Annotated in this window: 16 protein-coding genes; 1 reads left to right on the forward strand and 15 read right to left on the reverse strand. The window is 54.7% G+C overall.

All coding sequences use genetic code 11. From position 1 onward, the window contains the following. Positions 1–8 precede the first annotated feature (8 nt). Genes rlmH through leuS form a run of 6 tightly spaced genes read right to left on the reverse strand, consistent with a single transcriptional unit; the run spans position 9 to position 5,753 of the window. Complete coding sequence (gene rlmH, locus EA20_RS0113850) at positions 9–479, reverse strand: 23S rRNA (pseudouridine(1915)-N(3))-methyltransferase RlmH (RefSeq protein ID WP_024967398.1); 471 nt, start codon at positions 477–479, stop codon at positions 9–11. A 3-nt stretch (positions 480–482) separates the two neighbouring features. Beyond that, entirely contained in the window at positions 483–800 is a 318-nt protein-coding gene (rsfS, locus tag EA20_RS0113855) for a ribosome silencing factor (RefSeq protein WP_024967399.1), read from the reverse strand. A 58-nt stretch (positions 801–858) separates the two neighbouring features. After that, entirely contained in the window at positions 859–1,539 is a 681-nt protein-coding gene (gene nadD / locus EA20_RS0113860; protein WP_024967400.1) for a nicotinate-nucleotide adenylyltransferase, read from the reverse strand. Beyond that, positions 1,532–2,563: a DNA polymerase III subunit delta gene (gene holA / locus EA20_RS0113865; RefSeq protein WP_024967401.1), complete on the reverse strand. Its 1,032-nt coding sequence runs from the start codon at positions 2,561–2,563 to the stop codon at positions 1,532–1,534. Before holA ends, nadD begins: the two co-directional genes overlap by 8 nt. Beyond that, entirely contained in the window at positions 2,560–3,156 is a 597-nt protein-coding gene (gene lptE / locus EA20_RS0113870) for an LPS assembly lipoprotein LptE (RefSeq protein WP_024967402.1), read from the reverse strand. Before lptE ends, holA begins: the two co-directional genes overlap by 4 nt. A gap of 14 nt (positions 3,157–3,170) precedes the next feature. Further along, a complete protein-coding gene (gene leuS / locus EA20_RS0113875; RefSeq protein ID WP_024967403.1) occupies positions 3,171–5,753 on the reverse strand; it encodes a leucine--tRNA ligase in 2,583 nt (860 codons plus the stop codon). A gap of 359 nt (positions 5,754–6,112) precedes the next feature. Here leuS and EA20_RS0113880 point away from each other — a divergent pair, with 359 nt between their 5' ends. Beyond that, positions 6,113–6,595 (forward strand): zinc ribbon-containing protein, encoded by a 483-nt coding sequence (locus tag EA20_RS0113880; protein ID WP_024967404.1) that lies wholly within the window; start codon positions 6,113–6,115, stop codon positions 6,593–6,595. A gap of 61 nt (positions 6,596–6,656) precedes the next feature. Here EA20_RS0113880 and EA20_RS20815 read toward each other — a convergent pair whose 3' ends face one another. From EA20_RS20815 to miaB, 9 genes are all read right to left on the reverse strand, one after another. After that, entirely contained in the window at positions 6,657–7,382 is a 726-nt protein-coding gene (locus EA20_RS20815; RefSeq protein ID WP_024967405.1) for an amino acid ABC transporter ATP-binding protein, read from the reverse strand. Then, positions 7,383–8,060, reverse strand: a complete 678-nt coding sequence (gene gltK, locus EA20_RS20820; protein WP_024967406.1) for a glutamate/aspartate ABC transporter permease GltK — start codon at positions 8,058–8,060, stop codon at positions 7,383–7,385. After that, entirely contained in the window at positions 8,060–8,800 is a 741-nt protein-coding gene (locus EA20_RS0113895) for an amino acid ABC transporter permease (RefSeq protein WP_024967407.1), read from the reverse strand. The genes gltK and EA20_RS0113895 overlap by 1 nt, the downstream gene beginning before the upstream one ends. A gap of 193 nt (positions 8,801–8,993) precedes the next feature. Beyond that, a complete protein-coding gene (locus EA20_RS0113900; RefSeq protein WP_024967408.1) occupies positions 8,994–9,890 on the reverse strand; it encodes an amino acid ABC transporter substrate-binding protein in 897 nt (298 codons plus the stop codon). Between the two features lie 442 nt (positions 9,891–10,332). After that, positions 10,333–11,859 (reverse strand): apolipoprotein N-acyltransferase, encoded by a 1,527-nt coding sequence (gene lnt, locus EA20_RS0113905; protein WP_038381596.1) that lies wholly within the window; start codon positions 11,857–11,859, stop codon positions 10,333–10,335. A 6-nt stretch (positions 11,860–11,865) separates the two neighbouring features. Further along, a complete protein-coding gene (corC, locus tag EA20_RS0113910) occupies positions 11,866–12,744 on the reverse strand; it encodes a CNNM family magnesium/cobalt transport protein CorC (protein WP_024967410.1) in 879 nt (292 codons plus the stop codon). Positions 12,745–12,836: 92 nt separating this feature from the next. Then, entirely contained in the window at positions 12,837–13,310 is a 474-nt protein-coding gene (ybeY, locus tag EA20_RS0113915) for an rRNA maturation RNase YbeY (protein ID WP_024967411.1), read from the reverse strand. Then, complete coding sequence (locus tag EA20_RS0113920) at positions 13,307–14,356, reverse strand: PhoH family protein (RefSeq protein WP_024967412.1); 1,050 nt, start codon at positions 14,354–14,356, stop codon at positions 13,307–13,309. The genes ybeY and EA20_RS0113920 overlap by 4 nt, the downstream gene beginning before the upstream one ends. A 212-nt stretch (positions 14,357–14,568) precedes the next feature. Further along, positions 14,569–15,993: a tRNA (N6-isopentenyl adenosine(37)-C2)-methylthiotransferase MiaB gene (miaB, locus tag EA20_RS0113925; RefSeq protein ID WP_024967413.1), complete on the reverse strand. Its 1,425-nt coding sequence runs from the start codon at positions 15,991–15,993 to the stop codon at positions 14,569–14,571. Positions 15,994–16,093: the final 100 nt, after the last annotated feature.

Consider the following 16,093-nt stretch of genomic DNA (forward strand, 5'->3'; position numbering starts at 1 on the left):
CCTGTCGCTTATTCGCGATGATAGGGGTGATTCGCAGTAATGCTCCATGCACGATACAGGCTCTCTGCAACCAGTACGCGAACCAGCGGATGGGGCAGGGTGAGTGCAGAGAGTGACCAGCTTTGTTCCGCTGCCGCTTTACAGGCGGGGGCTAGCCCTTCAGGGCCGCCGATCAGCAGACTGACGTCGCGGCCATCCTGCTTCCAGCGCTCAAGCTGGCTGGCCAGCTGCGGCGTTTCCCAGGGATGGCCGGGAATATCGAGCGTGACGATGCGGTTGCCTTTACCGACAGCTGCCAGCATCAGCTCTCCTTCTCGTTCAAGGATGCGCTTGATATCCGCGTTTTTGCCCCGTTTGCCTGCAGGCACTTCTGTCAGCTCAAAAGGCATATCTTTGGGAAACCGGCGCAGGTATTCCATAAACCCGGTTTGTACCCAATCCGGCATTTTGGTCCCCACGGCGACCAGCTGGAGCTTCACCTGCTAACTCCAGAGCTTTTCGAGTTCGTACAGACGGCGGCTCTCTTCCTGCATTACGTGCACAATGACGTCACCGAGATCGACCACGACCCAGTCTGCGGTCACTTTACCTTCAATGCCTAATGGCTTGAGACCGGCAGCGCGGCTCTCCTGCATCACGTGATCGGCAATGGAGGCGACATGGCGCGTTGAAGTGCCGGTGCAGATAATCATGCAGTCGGTGATGCTGGATTTGCCCTGTACGTCGACAGCGACAATATCCTGGCCTTTCAGATCGTCGATCTTATCGATGACGAAGTCTTGGAGTGCTTTACCTTGCAAAAGGTTCCCCCTCGGGTGTGAGTGTGACATACGATTTTTCCGAAGCCTTCCGGAAAATTTAGCGGCGAAGTATACCATGAGGTTTGGGGTTACGATATAAACCCGCATCATTGATAAATGCCAGAACGGGAGCGGGCAGGAGCGAGTCGCAGGCTGTGCCGTTATGCAAGCGCTGGCGGATCTCCGTGGCGGAAATGGGGAGCAGGGGCGTCTCTGCCAGAAATACTTTCCCGGCGGGGTTCTTATGGAGTGCCTGAGGCGTATGCACCTGGTGCTGATGCAGCCACTCTTGTAATGGCGGACTGGCCATCTGGCGATCGTAGCCGGGCCGCTTGCTGACCAGCAGATGAGCAAACGACAGCAGTTCCTGCCAGCGATGCCATTTGGGCAGAGAGAGCAGTGAATCGTAACCAATAATAAACGCCAGCGGCTGTTCCTGTCCGCGTTCTGCCCGAAGTGCGGCCAGCGTTTCGATGGTGTAAGAGGGCGTTTGTCGCGCCATCTCACGGAGATCGATATCGAAAAGAGGGTCATCCGCTATCGCCAGCCTGACCATCTCAATACGCTGAGCGGGCGTCGCTTCAGGCTGAGGACGATGCGGCGGAACGTTGTTTGGCAGCAGCGTAACTTTATTCAGTCCAACCTGGGCGGCCAGGCTTCTGACCGGTTTCAGGTGCCCGTAATGAATGGGATCAAACGTACCACCAAAGAGCGCCTGTAGTGCGGGTTTCTCAGACATCACAAAAACTCTCCGGAAAATCGCTACTGCACAGCAGCAGCGACAGGGTTTCCAGTTCAGGCCAGACATCCTGCCCGTAATCCTGCTTAAGCGTCAGCTCGATACGGGTCAGCAGGCCGACAGCCTGAGCAAGCTGACGGGCATGAAGACGTTGCAGCGCTTCGCTAAACAACGGGCGGCGGTTCTGCCAGACGCGATGCTGATCGAATAGCGTACGAAGCGGCGTACTGTTCATCTGGCGCTGCAGTGTAACTAGCAGCAGCAGCTCGCGCTGAAGCGTTCTCAGCAGAATCACGGGCTCACTCTCTTCTGCCTTCATCTGCCGCAGAATATGGCGCGCCCGTTTGCCTTTGCCAGCCAGCAGCGCATCAACCCAGTGAAACGGGGTGAAGTGAGCCGCATCGTTGACGGCTTCTTCCACTCTTGGCAGCGTCAGTTTGCCATCCGGCCAGAGCAGCGACAGACGTTCAAGCGCCTGCGACAGCGCCAGTAAATTCCCTTCGTAACAGTAGCAGAGCAGCTGAATCGCCGCGTCGTCCAGCGCCAGTTTCAGGCTTTTTCCCCGTGCCGCCACCCAGCGCGGCAGCTGCGCCTGTTCCGGCGTCTGGCAGGGCACCACGACGCCATGGGCGCTGAGGGCTTTAAACCAGGCGCTGTTTTCCTGCGCTTTGGTCAGCTTCGTGCAGCGCAGCAGTAGCAAAATGTCGGGATGCAGAAGCGTGGAAAGTTTCATCAGCTGTTCGCCAATAGCCGCATTAGGGCCATTTTCCGGCAGCGTCAGCATCAGCGTCTGACGGCTGGAGAAGAGGCTGAGCGCCTGGCAGGCAGAAAATATGGTATCCCAGTCGGTTTGCGCATCCAGCGCGATGCTGAAATGCTCCGTAAAGCCTTGCTGCTGTGCAGCAGCGCGGACCGCATCCTGAGCTTCCTGCAGCAGCAGCGGTTCATTACCGGTGAGGATATAGCAGGCGCGCAGCCCGTCACGAAGCTGCGCGCTCAGCTGTTCAGGATAAATCCTGATCATTTTGCATAGGTATCGTCTGGCAGAGCGGAACGCGGGGAGACCTGATCGATAGCGGCCGGTGTGGCGTTCAGCGTATCGATTGAGCTGTCGTTCTCCGCTGCGTGCACGGTCAGAAGCTTACGGACCAGCTGCTCGGCGGCCTGGGTGCGCATCTCGCTGTAGATAATATTCTGCTCGGAGTCCTTCGCCAGCGCGGCCAGTGGGTTATCGAAGAAGGAACGATAGACCGTGGCCCGGATTGGGTAAATCCCCTTATTCGGGATCATGACCTGAGCGCGGACGGTCATCACCATCGAATACTCTGCCGTTTTCCCATCCTGGAAAATAGAGGCCGTATCGCGGCCAAGCGTTGCGCCCTGTAAACGGAGCGAAGGCACATCGGTACGCAGGCCGGGATCGTCCAGAATTGTCACGTCGTTCAGACGCAGCTGCTCACGAACCGCGCGCGTCAGCGGGCCGTAAGGATCCGAGGTGTCAACAATCATGGTTTTCATTTCGGGCGGAACCGAGGTGGTCCCGCGCAGATGAAAGCCGCAGCTGGCGGTGAGCATCACCGCCAGACCAACAGCCAGAGAGATAATAGGATGTCGCACAATTCCTCCTGACATCAACCCACGACCAGGTTAAGCAGCTTGCCCGGGACGTAAATCACTTTACGGATGGTGACGCCAGCAAGATATTTGGCGACCAGATGTTCCTGCGCGGCACGCGCCTGAACCTGCTCCTGCGTGGCGTCCGCCGGAACGGTAATCTTGCCACGCACCTTACCATTAACCTGCACGACCACCAGCAGAGAATCTTCAACCATTGCCGCTTCGTCGGCCTGCGGCCATGCTGCGTTGTCGACGTCGCCCGCACCGCCCAGCGCCTGCCAGAGGGTGAAGCAGGCGTGTGGGGTAAACGGATAAAGCATACGAACCACGGCCAGCAGGGCTTCCTGCATCAGCGCACGGTCCTGTTCCGTTTCCTGAGGCGCGCGCGCCAGCTTGTTCATCAGCTCCATAATGGCCGCGATGGCGGTGTTAAAAGTCTGACGACGACCAATATCATCCGCCACTTTGGCGATGGTTTTATGCAGGTCGCGGCGCAGCGATTTCTGTTCATCGCTCAGACTCGCCACGTCGAGTGCGGCTGTCGGCCCTTTCTCGGTGTGCTCGAAGACCAGTCTCCAGACGCGCTTAAGGAAGCGGTTTGCACCTTCCACGCCAGATTCCTGCCATTCCAGCGTCATATCCGCCGGAGAGGCAAACATCATAAACAGACGGACGGTATCCGCACCGTAGCGTTCCACCATAACCTGGGGATCGATGCCGTTGTTCTTGGACTTGGACATCTTGCTCATACCAGCGTAAACCAGTTGGTGACCGGCTTCGTCGGTGGCGTTGATGATGCGGCCTTTCTCGTCGCGCTCAACGGTAACGTCAACCGGTGAAACCCAGTTACGCTCGCCGTTAACGCCGGTATAGTAGAAGGCATCGGCCAGCACCATGCCCTGACACAGCAGGCGTTTGGCCGGCTCATCGGAGTTAACCAGCCCGGCATCACGGAGCAGTTTGTGGAAGAAGCGGAAATAGAGCAGGTGCATAATCGCATGCTCAATGCCGCCCACATACTGATCGACCGGCAGCCAGTAGTTTGCCGCCGCGGGATCCAGCATGCCTTTGTCGTAGTCCGGGCAGGTGTAACGCGCATAGTACCAGGAAGACTCCATAAAGGTGTCGAAGGTGTCCGTTTCGCGCAGGGCTGGCTGGCCGTTAACGGTGGTTTTTGCCCACTCAGGATCGGCTTTAATCGGGCTGGTGATGCCATCCATCACCACATCTTCCGGCAGGATCACCGGCAACTGATCTTCCGGCGTTGGCATCACTGTGCCATCTTCCAGCGTTACCATAGGGATAGGTGCGCCCCAGTAGCGCTGACGGGAAACGCCCCAGTCACGCAGACGATAATTCACCTTACGGGTGCCGACACCTTTTCCGGCCAGCTTATCCGCGATGGCGTTAAAGCCCTCTTCATAGCTCAGGCCGTCAAACTCGCCGGAGTTAAACAGCGTACCTTTTTCGGTCATCGCCGCCGCGCTGAGATCCGGTTCGGTGCCATCGCCATTAAGAATTACCGGCTTAATCGGCAGATCGTATTTGCGGGCAAACTCCCAGTCGCGCTGATCGTGACCTGGAACGGCCATCACCGCACCGGTGCCATATTCCATCAGGACAAAGTTGGCTACCCATACCGGCACATTTTCGCCGCTGAGTGGATGCACGGCATACAGGCCGGTGGCCATGCCTTTTTTCTCCATCGTCGCCATCTCGGCTTCGGCAACTTTGGTGTTACGGCACTCCGCGATGAAATCCGCCAGCACAGGGTTATTCATCGACGCCTGGATCGCCAGCGGGTGGCCGGCAGCAACGGCGAGGTAAGTCACGCCCATAAAGGTGTCGGGACGCGTGGTATAGACGGTCAGCTTCTCTTCGCTGTCGGTGACGTCAAACGTAATTTCCACCCCTTCAGAGCGGCCAATCCAGTTACGCTGCATAGTTTTGACCTGCTCAGGCCAGCTCTCCAGCGTGTCCAGATCGTTTAACAGTTCATCTGCGTAATCGGTGATCTTAACGAACCACTGCGGGATCTCTTTGCGCTCGACTTTGGTATCGCAGCGCCAGCAGCAGCCATCAATAACCTGCTCATTGGCCAGTACAGTTTGATCGTTCGGGCACCAGTTGACCGCTGAGGTCTTTTTATAGACCAGACCTTTCTCATAAAGGCGGGTGAAGAACCACTGCTCCCAGCGATAGTATTCAGGCTGGCAGGTCGCCAGTTCGCGATTCCAGTCATAGCCGAAACCCAGCAGCTTAAGCTGGTTCTTCATATAGGCGATATTGTCGTAGGTCCAGGGCGCCGGCGCCGTGTTGTTCTTGACTGCCGCGCCTTCAGCGGGCAGGCCGAACGCATCCCAGCCAATCGGCTGCAGAACATTTTTACCCAACATACGCTGGTAGCGTGAAATCACATCACCGATGGTGTAGTTACGGACGTGGCCCATATGTAGGCGGCCAGAAGGATAGGGCAGCATGGAGAGGCAATAATACTTCTCTTTACCTTCCTCTTCCGTCACTTTGAACGTTTGCTTCTCTTCCCAGTGTTGCTGAACGTGGGATTCTATCTCTTCCGGGCGATATTGCTCTTGCATGGTAGCCAGTGGTCCTTTGTAAATAGCGCTGATTCCTGCAGCATTCAGGGCTCAGGGGCGGGCCTCTTACCTTAAGGGAGATACGTTACAGAAACGTATGCGATCGGTAAGGGAGCCTGTCGCCACCTGGCGCTGTCGTGAATGCCATGGGATATCAACAATTTTCTGAGTGCGTTTAGATCCGCATAGCATAGCTGATAAGCATCGGGCGCAACAACAGTAACCGCCGCCTCTTCGGTCTTTTCTCTGCAAGCTGGAAGGGAGTGTGCAGTTTTCTCAGTGAATGCATCACTTCTCCGCGCAAGATCGGGTTTCACGCTAGACTTAAACGTAACGTGTTGGAACGTTCAGGAGAAAAAATGAACAAGGTCGCTCAGTATTACCGGGAGCTGGTTGCAGCGCTGACGGAAAGAATTAATCAGGGAGAGCATGATATTGATGCGTTAGTAGAAAGTGCGCGGGAGCGTATGTACGCCAGAGGTGAGCTTACCCGTACGCAGATCGATGATGTAACGCGTGCGGTAAGGCGCGATTTAGAGGAGTTTGCCCGAAGCTATACCGAGACGCAGGATACCGCCAGCGACAGCGTGTTTATGCGCGTTATTCGCGAAAGTATCTGGAAAGAGATGGCGGATATCACCGATAAAAGCCAGCTGGAATGGCGGGAAGTTTTTCAGGACCTGAATCACCACGGCGTTTACCAAAGCGGTGAGGTGGTCGGATTAGGCAATCTTGTCTGCGAAAAATGTCACTTTACCCGCGCGATTTACACGCCGGAAACCCTGACGCGCTGCCCTGAATGTGGGCATGACCAGTTTCAGCGACAGCCTTTCGAACCGTGAAAAGTAGCCAGCCTCCCTCCAGGGCTAAATCTTAACCCTGGAGGGGATCTGTCAGACAGGATCAGTGTAAGATTTTCGCCAGGAAGTCTTTAGCGCGATCGGATTGCGGATTGGTGAAGAAGTCATCCTTGTGCGAGTCTTCCACGATGCGGCCTTCATCCATAAAAATCACCCGGTTAGCTACCTTGCGGGCAAATCCCATCTCATGAGTCACCACCATCATCGTCATGCCTTCATTGGCTAATTCCACCATGACGTCCAGCACTTCGTTGATCATTTCCGGATCGAGTGCAGAGGTGGGTTCGTCAAACAGCATGGCAATAGGGTCCATACAGAGCGCGCGGGCGATAGCCACACGCTGCTGCTGACCGCCTGAAAGCTGGCCGGGATGTTTGTTGGCGTGAGCGGAAAGGCCGACGCGTTCCAGCAATTTGAGGCCTTTCTGCCGGGCTTCTTCTTTATTCCGCTTCAGCACTTTTACCTGAGCGATGGTCAGGTTCTCCACAATGCTCAGATGCGGAAAGAGTTCAAAGTGCTGAAAGACCATGCCAACTTTAGAACGCAGTTGCGCCAGATTGGTTCGCTTATCGTTAACGGCGATGCCATTAACCTCAATGCTGCCTTTCTGAACAGGTTCCAGGCCGTTAACCGTTTTAATCAGCGTTGATTTACCCGAGCCTGACGGCCCGCACACGACCACCACTTCGCCTTTTTTGACTTCGGTTGAGCAGTCGGTCAGCACCTGAAAGTGACCATACCACTTAGAAACGTTTTTCAGGGTAATCATTTAAACTGTCCTTTTTTTCTTTAAATAGCTGACCAACAGCGAAGCGCTAAGGCTGATTACAAAATAGACCGCACCGGCAAACAGCACCATTTCAATCTCTGTACCGTTGTTAATGCCGATAGTGTCCGCAGTACGGAAGAAGTCCGCCAGACTGAGCACGTAAACCAGCGAGGTATCCTGGAACAGAACTATCCCCTGAGTGAGCAACAGCGGCACCATGGCGCGAAAGGCCTGAGGCAGGATGATCAGTTTCATCGACTGCCACTGGGTCATGCCCAGCGCCAGGGCGGCGTTACCCTGGCCACGGGCGATACTGATAATCCCTGCGCGAATAATTTCAGAATAATAAGCCGCTTCAAACAGTGAGAAGGCAACCATGGCCGAAATCAGACGGATATCCGTTTTGGGCGACAGGCCGAGTACCTTTTGCAGAAAGCTCGGGACAATCAGATAGAACCAGAGCAGTACCATCACCAGTGGAACAGAACGGAATAGATTGACATACAGTCGGGCAAACCAGCTGACTGGTTTAAATCGTGAGAGGCGCATCACGGCCAGCAATGTTCCCCAGAGGATGCCGAAGAATACCGCCGTGAGGGTAATTTTGAGCGTCAGGATCATGCCATCTACCAGGTACGGCAAGTTTGGCGCGATCGTGCTCCAGTCAAATTCGTACATTATTTGCCTCCCATGCCGCCAGGCAGCCGGACTTTACGCTCGACCAGGCTCATCAGCAGCATCACCACCAGGTTGATCGCGATATAAATCAGCGTGATAGCGGTAAAAGATTCATAGGCGTGCGCGGAATAGTCCAGCAGCTTACCTGCCTGTGCAGCCAGATCCACCAGCCCGATGGTGGAGGCGATAGCCGAGTTCTTCACCAGATTCAGCATTTCCGACGTCATCGGCGGAACGATCACGCGGTAGGCGTTCGGCAGCAAAACGTAACGATACGTTTGTGGCAGCGTCAGGCCCATCGCCAGGCCGGCATTCTTCTGTCCGCTGGGCAGCGACTGTATGGCGGCGCGTACCTGCTCACAGACGCGTGCGGCGGTAAAGAGGCCAAGGCAGAGGACCGAACAGGTGAAGAACTGAACGTTAGGGGCGATATCAGACTTAAACCACATTCCCAGCTCAACAGGCAGCAGTTCCGGCACCACCAGATACCAGATAAAGAACTGCACTATCAGCGGAACGTTACGAAACAGTTCCACATAACAGGTGCCGATCGATGAAAGCAGACGGTTAGGGACGGTACGCAGAATGCCAAAGAGCGAACCGACGAAAAAAGCGATAATCCACGCGCAGAGGGAGACGGCGATGGTGACCTGAAAACCTGACCAGAGCCATCCCAGGTAGGTGGTATTACCGAACGGTGCCTCTTGCAGAAAGATGCCCCAGTTCCAATCAATTGACATAAATCACTCCGGTAAAAAAAGGGTAGCGAAGCTACCCTGAAGATTGATGAGCGGCCACTGATGCAGGTTATGGGGAACGACCATAACCCACCTTTGCCTGAGATGGACGCACCGGGCGTCTCTCAGGCTGTTGTCTGTCCGGGCCTTTGTTCAGCAATCATGGGGCAGCGAAGGGCTGCCCTTATTTTCATTATTAGTTCAGCGCCTTATCGTTAGGCGTTTTAAATATCGCTTTCATGTCATCAGATAGCGAAAATTCCATGTTCAGATTTTTAGGTGGGATCGGCTGTTTGAACCAGGTATCAAACCATTTTTCCGCTTCGCCTGAGGTCTGGGCTTTGGCAATGGTTTCATCAACCAGCGTTTTGAAAGCTGGATCATCTTTGCGCAGCATACAGCCGTAAGCTTCTTTCGACTGCGGTGCGCCAACGATTTCCCAGTTGCCTGGCTGCTTGGCCTTGGCGCGTTCGCCTGCCAGCAGCGCATCGTCCATCATAAAGGCCACGGCACGACCGCTCTGCAGCGTACGGAATGAGTCGCCATGATCTTTCGCGCTGATAATGCGCATGTTGAGTTTCTGTTCATCGTTTAGCTTATTCAGCAGCACTTCTGACGTTGTGCCGGATGTCACGACGACCGTTTTGCCTTTCAGGTCGGAAAAGTCTTTGATATCGCCACCTTTCTTGACCAGCAAACGGGTGCCGATCACAAAGATAGTATTGGAGAAAGCCGCCTGTTGCTGACGTTCAACGTTATTCGTCGTGGAGCCACACTCAAAATCGTAGGTGCCGTTTTGCAGCAGCGGGATACGGTTCTGAGAGGTAACAGGCAACATTTTTACCTGAAGGTCGGGCTTGTTCAGTTTAGTTTTGATCGCGTCCACGATCGCGTTGGAATAGGCCTGTGAGTAGCCGACAACTTTTCGGGAGTTATCGTAATAAGAAAAGGGAACTGAGGATTCACGGTGACCCACCACGATAACGCCGTTATCGTTGATTTTTTTCAGGGTGCCAGTGAGTTCTTCTGCCTGGGCAACACCTGCGGCTGCACTTAACAGCAGCAGCGATAATGCCACTTTGCGCATCTGCATGTTCCAACTCCTTCATGGTGAAGCGCAAAAATAAAATTGCGCCGATTATGATGTTATGTGTATTTCCTGCTGCTTTTCTTTTAATCCCAGGGGTAACCTCACCCGGTATAGCCCTAACATAGCGGATTGTTAATGCAATGAAACAACAAAGTTTCTTTTTTGAGAACTGCGCCGCACCAAAGAGGAGCAATTTTCTGGCAATGCTCCGCCATGGAGCATAAGCCGGCCCTTAATAGTGCATTAACATTCGCTGTTGCGGTCACTGCAGGCAGTACCGCAGGGCGGTTACTGTAACAAGCAATTGTTATGCCAAAATTTCCAGAAGGTTATCTGTTTGAGTGGCATTTCAGGCGGGAACAAGTGAACAGGGGAGGAAGGGAACTGAAAAAGGAAAAATGAAGAGAAGAAGACGCTGAACCCCGGAAGGTTCAGCATGGGAACATTAACGTTGCCTGCGGCGCAGAACGGCTGCGAAGAGGCCGGACAGCAGCGTGATAATCCAGATGGTCCCATTGCCGAAGCGGGCATAAGGCGTTAACCCCTGAGTCGGGGTAACCTGGGTCGCCAGCACGCCGGCAGTAAATTGCGGGATCATCTCTTCAACATCACCCTGGGCATTGATCACCGCCGTCACGCCATTGTTGGTATCACGCAGCAGGGGACGCCCAAGTTCCAGCGCCCGCATCCTTGCCATCTGAAAATGCTGCCAGGGTCCAATTGAATGGCCGAACCAGGCGTCATTGGAGATGGTCAGCAGGAAGTCGGTATCGGGGCGGAAATTATCCCTGACCTGCTGACCCAGAACGATTTCATAGCAGATCGCGGCGGTCAGGTTAAGGCCCGCCACTTTCAGCTGAGGCTGGACGTAGCTGCCCCGGCTGAAAGAGGACATCGGCAGATCGAAGAAGGGGGCCAGCGGACGCAGTAACGATTCCAGCGGCACGAATTCGCCGAACGGCACCAGATGATTCTTCTGATAGCGATTTGGACTGGTGTAGTCATAGGGCTGTTTGTCACCGAGCACGATAATGGAGTTGTAATCGTGGTAGCGATTATTCTCCAGCCTGGAGTCGACGATGCCGGTTAGCAGGCTGGTTCCCTCTTCACGCAGTTCGCGATCCACTGACCGGATAAACGGCTGTTGATTGCTTTCCAGATCGGGGATTGCTGACTCAGGCCAGATAATCAATGAGGCTTTACCCACATAAGGCCGGCTGAGTGAGGTATAGGTTTTCAGCGTATTTATCAGCTGGTTAGGGTCCCACTTAAGTGACTGTGGAATATTCCCCTGTACCATCGCCACTTTAACAGCACGTTCGGGCATAGCCTGAAACCAGTTTATCAGGCGCAGCGGCCAGGGCAGCAGCAGCAGCGCCAGCGCCACCACGGCGGCAATCCAGTGGCGTTTAGCCAGCGCGAATACCAGCAGGCCAGCAACCATCATCAGCACGAAGGTGATGCCCTCCACGCCAGTCAGTGGCCCAAGCCCTTTCAGCGGCCCGTTAATCTGGCTGTAGCCAAACTGAAGCCACGGAAAACCGGTCAGGATCCAGCCGCGCAGGAACTCCGTGATTTGCCAGAGTACGGGCGCAGCCACCACGAGACGCAGCAGTGAAGTTTGCGGAAACAGCCGGTTGAGAAGCGCTGCAAACAGCATGGTATAGAGCGAAAGGTAAGCCGCCAGCAGGATCACCAGCAGGATGTTGACCGGGCCTGGCATGCCGCCGAACGTCGCTATGCTGACATACACCCAGTTAATGCCGCTGCCAAACAGGCCAAAACCCCAGACAAAACCGATGGCGGTAGCCTGACGCGTGGTGCGGTTAAGCGTCAGCCCTAACAGGCCAGCCAGTGCAACAAGCGCGGCAGGCCAGAAATCATAGGGTGAAAAAGAGAGGGTGCCAGCGGCACCCGTCAGCAGCGCTAAAAGCAGGCGAACCCGCTGGCGCTGGTATAAAGAAGCCATCATTGAGGATTATTCTTCCAAAGTCGGTTGCGGCGAGTTTTCCGGGATTTTAACGTGCACCTGGATAATGCGTCGACTGTCGGCCATAGCAACCTTAAACTGATAGCCATCAATATCGATGCTTTCACCACGCGCGGGCAGATGACCAAACGCCTGCATGACCAGACCGCCAATAGTATCCACCTCTTCATCACTGAAGCTGGTATCAAAGACCTCGTTGAAGTCTTCAATCGGCGTCAGGGCGCGGATAGTATAGGTATGGCGGCTTAGCTGACGGATATCACGATCTTCTTCATCGTCATACTCATCTTCAATTTCACCGACAATGAGTTCCAGAATGTCCTCAATCGTGACCAGTCCGGAGACGCCGCCAAACTCATCAATCACAATCGCCATATGATAGCGCTGCGAGCGGAACTCCTTCAGCATGCGGTCCACGCGCTTGCTTTCCGGTACCACGACCGCCGGACGCAGCACGGCTTCCATGCTGAAAGGCGACGCGCTGCTGCTCATAAAGGGCAGCAGATCCTTCGCCATCAGGATGCCTTCGACATGATCTTTGTCTTCGCTGATGACCGGGAAGCGGGAGTGGGCGGACTCAATGATCACCCCCAGGCACTCTTCCAGCGTCTGGTTACGTTTCAGGGTGACCATTTGCGAACGAGGGATCATAATGTCGCGAACGCGCTGTTCGGCAATATCCATCACCCCTTCCAGCATGTCGCGGGTATCAGGATCGATCAAATCGTTCTGTTCGGAGTCGCGGATCAGTTCCAGCAGGTCGTCACGGTTTTTTGGCTCACCGTGAAACAGCTGGTTGAGGATTAGGGTAAAAAATCCCTTTTTACTACTGGGACTGTCATTGTTCTGTGAATGGTCATCGCTCATGGCGTTTTAGTTTGTATCACTCTGGTCAGATTATGAAAGGCCCCTTTCCGCAGGCAGGCCGGAAAAGGGGCGATGTCAGGCATTAAGCCTGGTCAGGGTAACGCTTTCTCCGAAATGTACGGGTCGTCATAACCAAGAGCAAGCATTATCTCGGTCTCGATCGTTTCCATTTCTTCGGCTTCGTCATCTTCAATATGGTCATAGCCCAGCAAATGCAGGCTTCCATGCACGACCATATGCGCCCAGTGGGCCAGTAATGGTTTCTCCTGTTCTTCCGCTTCCTGTTCAACTACCTGACGACAGATGATCAGATCGCCCAGCAGCGGAAGCTCGATGCCGGGCGGAGCTTCGAAGGGAAATGAGAGCACGTTAGTCGGTTTATCTTTCCCCCGGTAGTTATGGTTCAGATCGCGACTTTCCGCCTCATCGACCACGCGTATGGTGACTTCGCTCTCTTCCTGAAACTGAGGTAAAACCGCTTCCAGCCAGCGGCGAAAATCAGATTCTGCCGGCAGGCCTTCAGGCCGTTCGCAGGCAAGCTGGAGATCCAGAATGACTGTGCTCATTTCTGCACCTGTGCGGCCAGCGCTTCACGCTTACGTTCTTCCGCCAGGGCATCGCGACGCTTCTGATCGGCTGCCTCCCAGGCTTCATAAGCAATCACGACGCGGGCGACCACCGGATGGCGCACGACATCTTCGCTATGGAAGAAGTTAAAGCTGATTTCATCAACCTCTGCCAGCACTTCAATGGCGTGACGCAGGCCCGATTTCAGATTACGCGGCAGGTCGATCTGGGTTACGTCACCGGTGATCACCGCCTTGGAATTGAAGCCGATGCGGGTCAAAAACATCTTCATCTGCTCGATGGTGGTGTTCTGGCTCTCATCCAGAATGATAAACGCATCGTTTAGCGTGCGGCCACGCATATAGGCCAGCGGCGCAACTTCGATAACGTTGCGTTCAATGAGCTTTTCCACCCGCTCAAAGCCCAGCATTTCAAACAGGGCGTCATACAAGGGGCGCAGATAGGGGTCAACCTTCTGGCTGAGATCGCCCGGCAAAAAGCCCAGCTTCTCGCCAGCTTCAACGGCGGGGCGGGTCAGCAGAATGCGGCGCACTTCCTGACGTTCCAGCGCATCAACCGCGGCGGCCACGGCCAGATAGGTTTTCCCCGTTCCTGCCGGGCCGATGCCGAAGGTGATGTCGTGGTCAAGCATATGCGCCACGTACTGCGCCTGATTAGGCGTACGGGGTTTAATCACGCCGCGTTTGGTTTTGATATTAACCGCTTTACCATATTCAGGAACGCTGTCATCAGCCTGTTCCAGCACCCGGCTCTCTTTAATCGCCAGATGGATCTGCTCAGGATCAATATCAGGAACGTGACCGCGCACCGGCGCCGTATCAACGTACAGATCGCGCAGTATGGTGACGGCGGCGTTGACGGATGGCGCTTTGCCGACAAGCTTAAATGCGTTGTCGCGACGGTTGATTTCAATGCCTAGCCGGCGTTCCAGCTGTTTGATGTTGTCATCAAAAGGCCCGCAGAGGCTCAGCAAACGGGCGTTATCAGCAGGATCCAGCGTTATTTCGCGTGTTTCAGTATTCAAACTAATCCTTTGGGTCGCTCAGGGCCAGGTTGAGGATGGCGTGTCATTGGCGCACCGCGCGAGTAAACGGCGGTACCATAAGGGAATTATTTATGGCGAGGCCAAAAGGCGCAAGCGCTGAAGCAAATATTTGGGCGCTGCTTTCAGAAAGCAAGGGGCACGGACTGAATTCCTGCGGCGAGCCGGCAAAGCCCGCCGCACTATTATGGGGATCAGGGCTGGAAAAGACCGACGCCCAGCTCGTTTTCCTTACGCGTACGCGCAATAACCGAGGCGGGTGTTTCGATGCTGCGTAAATCCATCTGCTCTTCGGTGCGAACCACAACGCCGCGCAGGGAGTTGCTGTAGACGTCAACAATTTCCACATCGACGAATTTACCGATCATCTCCGGCGTACCTTCAAAATTGACCACGCGGTTGTTTTCGGTACGGCCCGACAGTTCCATCACGTTTTTGCGTGAGGTGCCTTCTACCAGAATCCGCTGTACGGTACCCATCATACGGCGGCTCCAGATCATCGCCTGCTGGCTGATACGTTCCTGTAGCTGCCACAGGCGCTGCTTTTTCTCCTCTTCCGGTACATCGTCAGGAAGATCGGCCGCCGGTGTGCCAGGGCGGGCAGAGTAGATAAAGCTGAAGCTGGTATCAAAATTAACGTCAGCGATAAGCTTCATGGTCTGCTCAAAGTCCTGCTGAGTTTCACCCGGGAAACCAATAATGAAATCGGAACTGATCTGGATATCAGGACGGGCAGCGATAAGCTTACGGATGATCGCTTTATATTCCAGCGCGGTATGCGCGCGTTTCATCAGGGTAAGGATACGATCGGCGCCGCTCTGGACCGGCAGATGCAGGAAGCTGACCAGCTCAGGCGTATCGCGGTAAACCTCGATAATATCGTCGGTGAACTCAATCGGGTGGCTGGTGGTGAAGCGTATGCGGTCTATACCATCAATCGCCGCGACCAGGCGCAGCAGATCGGCGAAGCTACAGACGTCGCCATCGTAAGTCTCACCCCGATAAGCATTAACGTTCTGCCCCAGCAGGTTCACTTCGCGAACGCCCTGGGCCGCCAGTTGCGCTATCTCAAAGAGAATATCGTCACAGGGACGGCTGACTTCTTCACCACGGGTATAAGGCACCACGCAGAAAGTACAATATTTGTTACAGCCTTCCATAATGGAAACGAATGCCGTCGGGCCATCCGCTCTTGGCTCTGGCAGACGATCAAATTTCTCAATTTCCGGAAAGCTGATGTCCACGACCGGGCTTTTTGAACCGCGTACGGTATTGATCATTTCCGGCAGGCGGTGAAGCGTCTGCGGGCCGAAAACGATATCGACATAGCTGGCGCGCTGACGAATATGCTCGCCTTCCTGCGATGCAACGCAGCCGCCAACGCCGATAATCAGCTCAGGATTATTTTCTTTCAGCGATCGCCAGCGACCAAGCTGATGGAAGACCTTTTCCTGCGCTTTTTCACGGATGGAGCAGGTGTTAAGCAGCAGAACGTCGGCTTCTTCCGCCACCTCGGTCAGGGTGAAACCATGGGTGCTGTTTAGCAGGTCAGCCATCTTGGATGAGTCGTACTCATTCATCTGACAGCCCCAGGTTTTGATATGCAATTTTTTAGTCATCTGGTTGCCATTTATCAAGCAGGAGGAAGTACGGGGCGCGTATTGTAATGCTTTGCTGCTGTGGTGACCAGCGTACAAGCTTTTCTGTCAGCAATTCCAA

It is taken from the genome of Pantoea sp. IMH (genome assembly GCF_000599885.1).
Classification (GTDB): Bacteria; Pseudomonadota; Gammaproteobacteria; order Enterobacterales; family Enterobacteriaceae; genus Erwinia.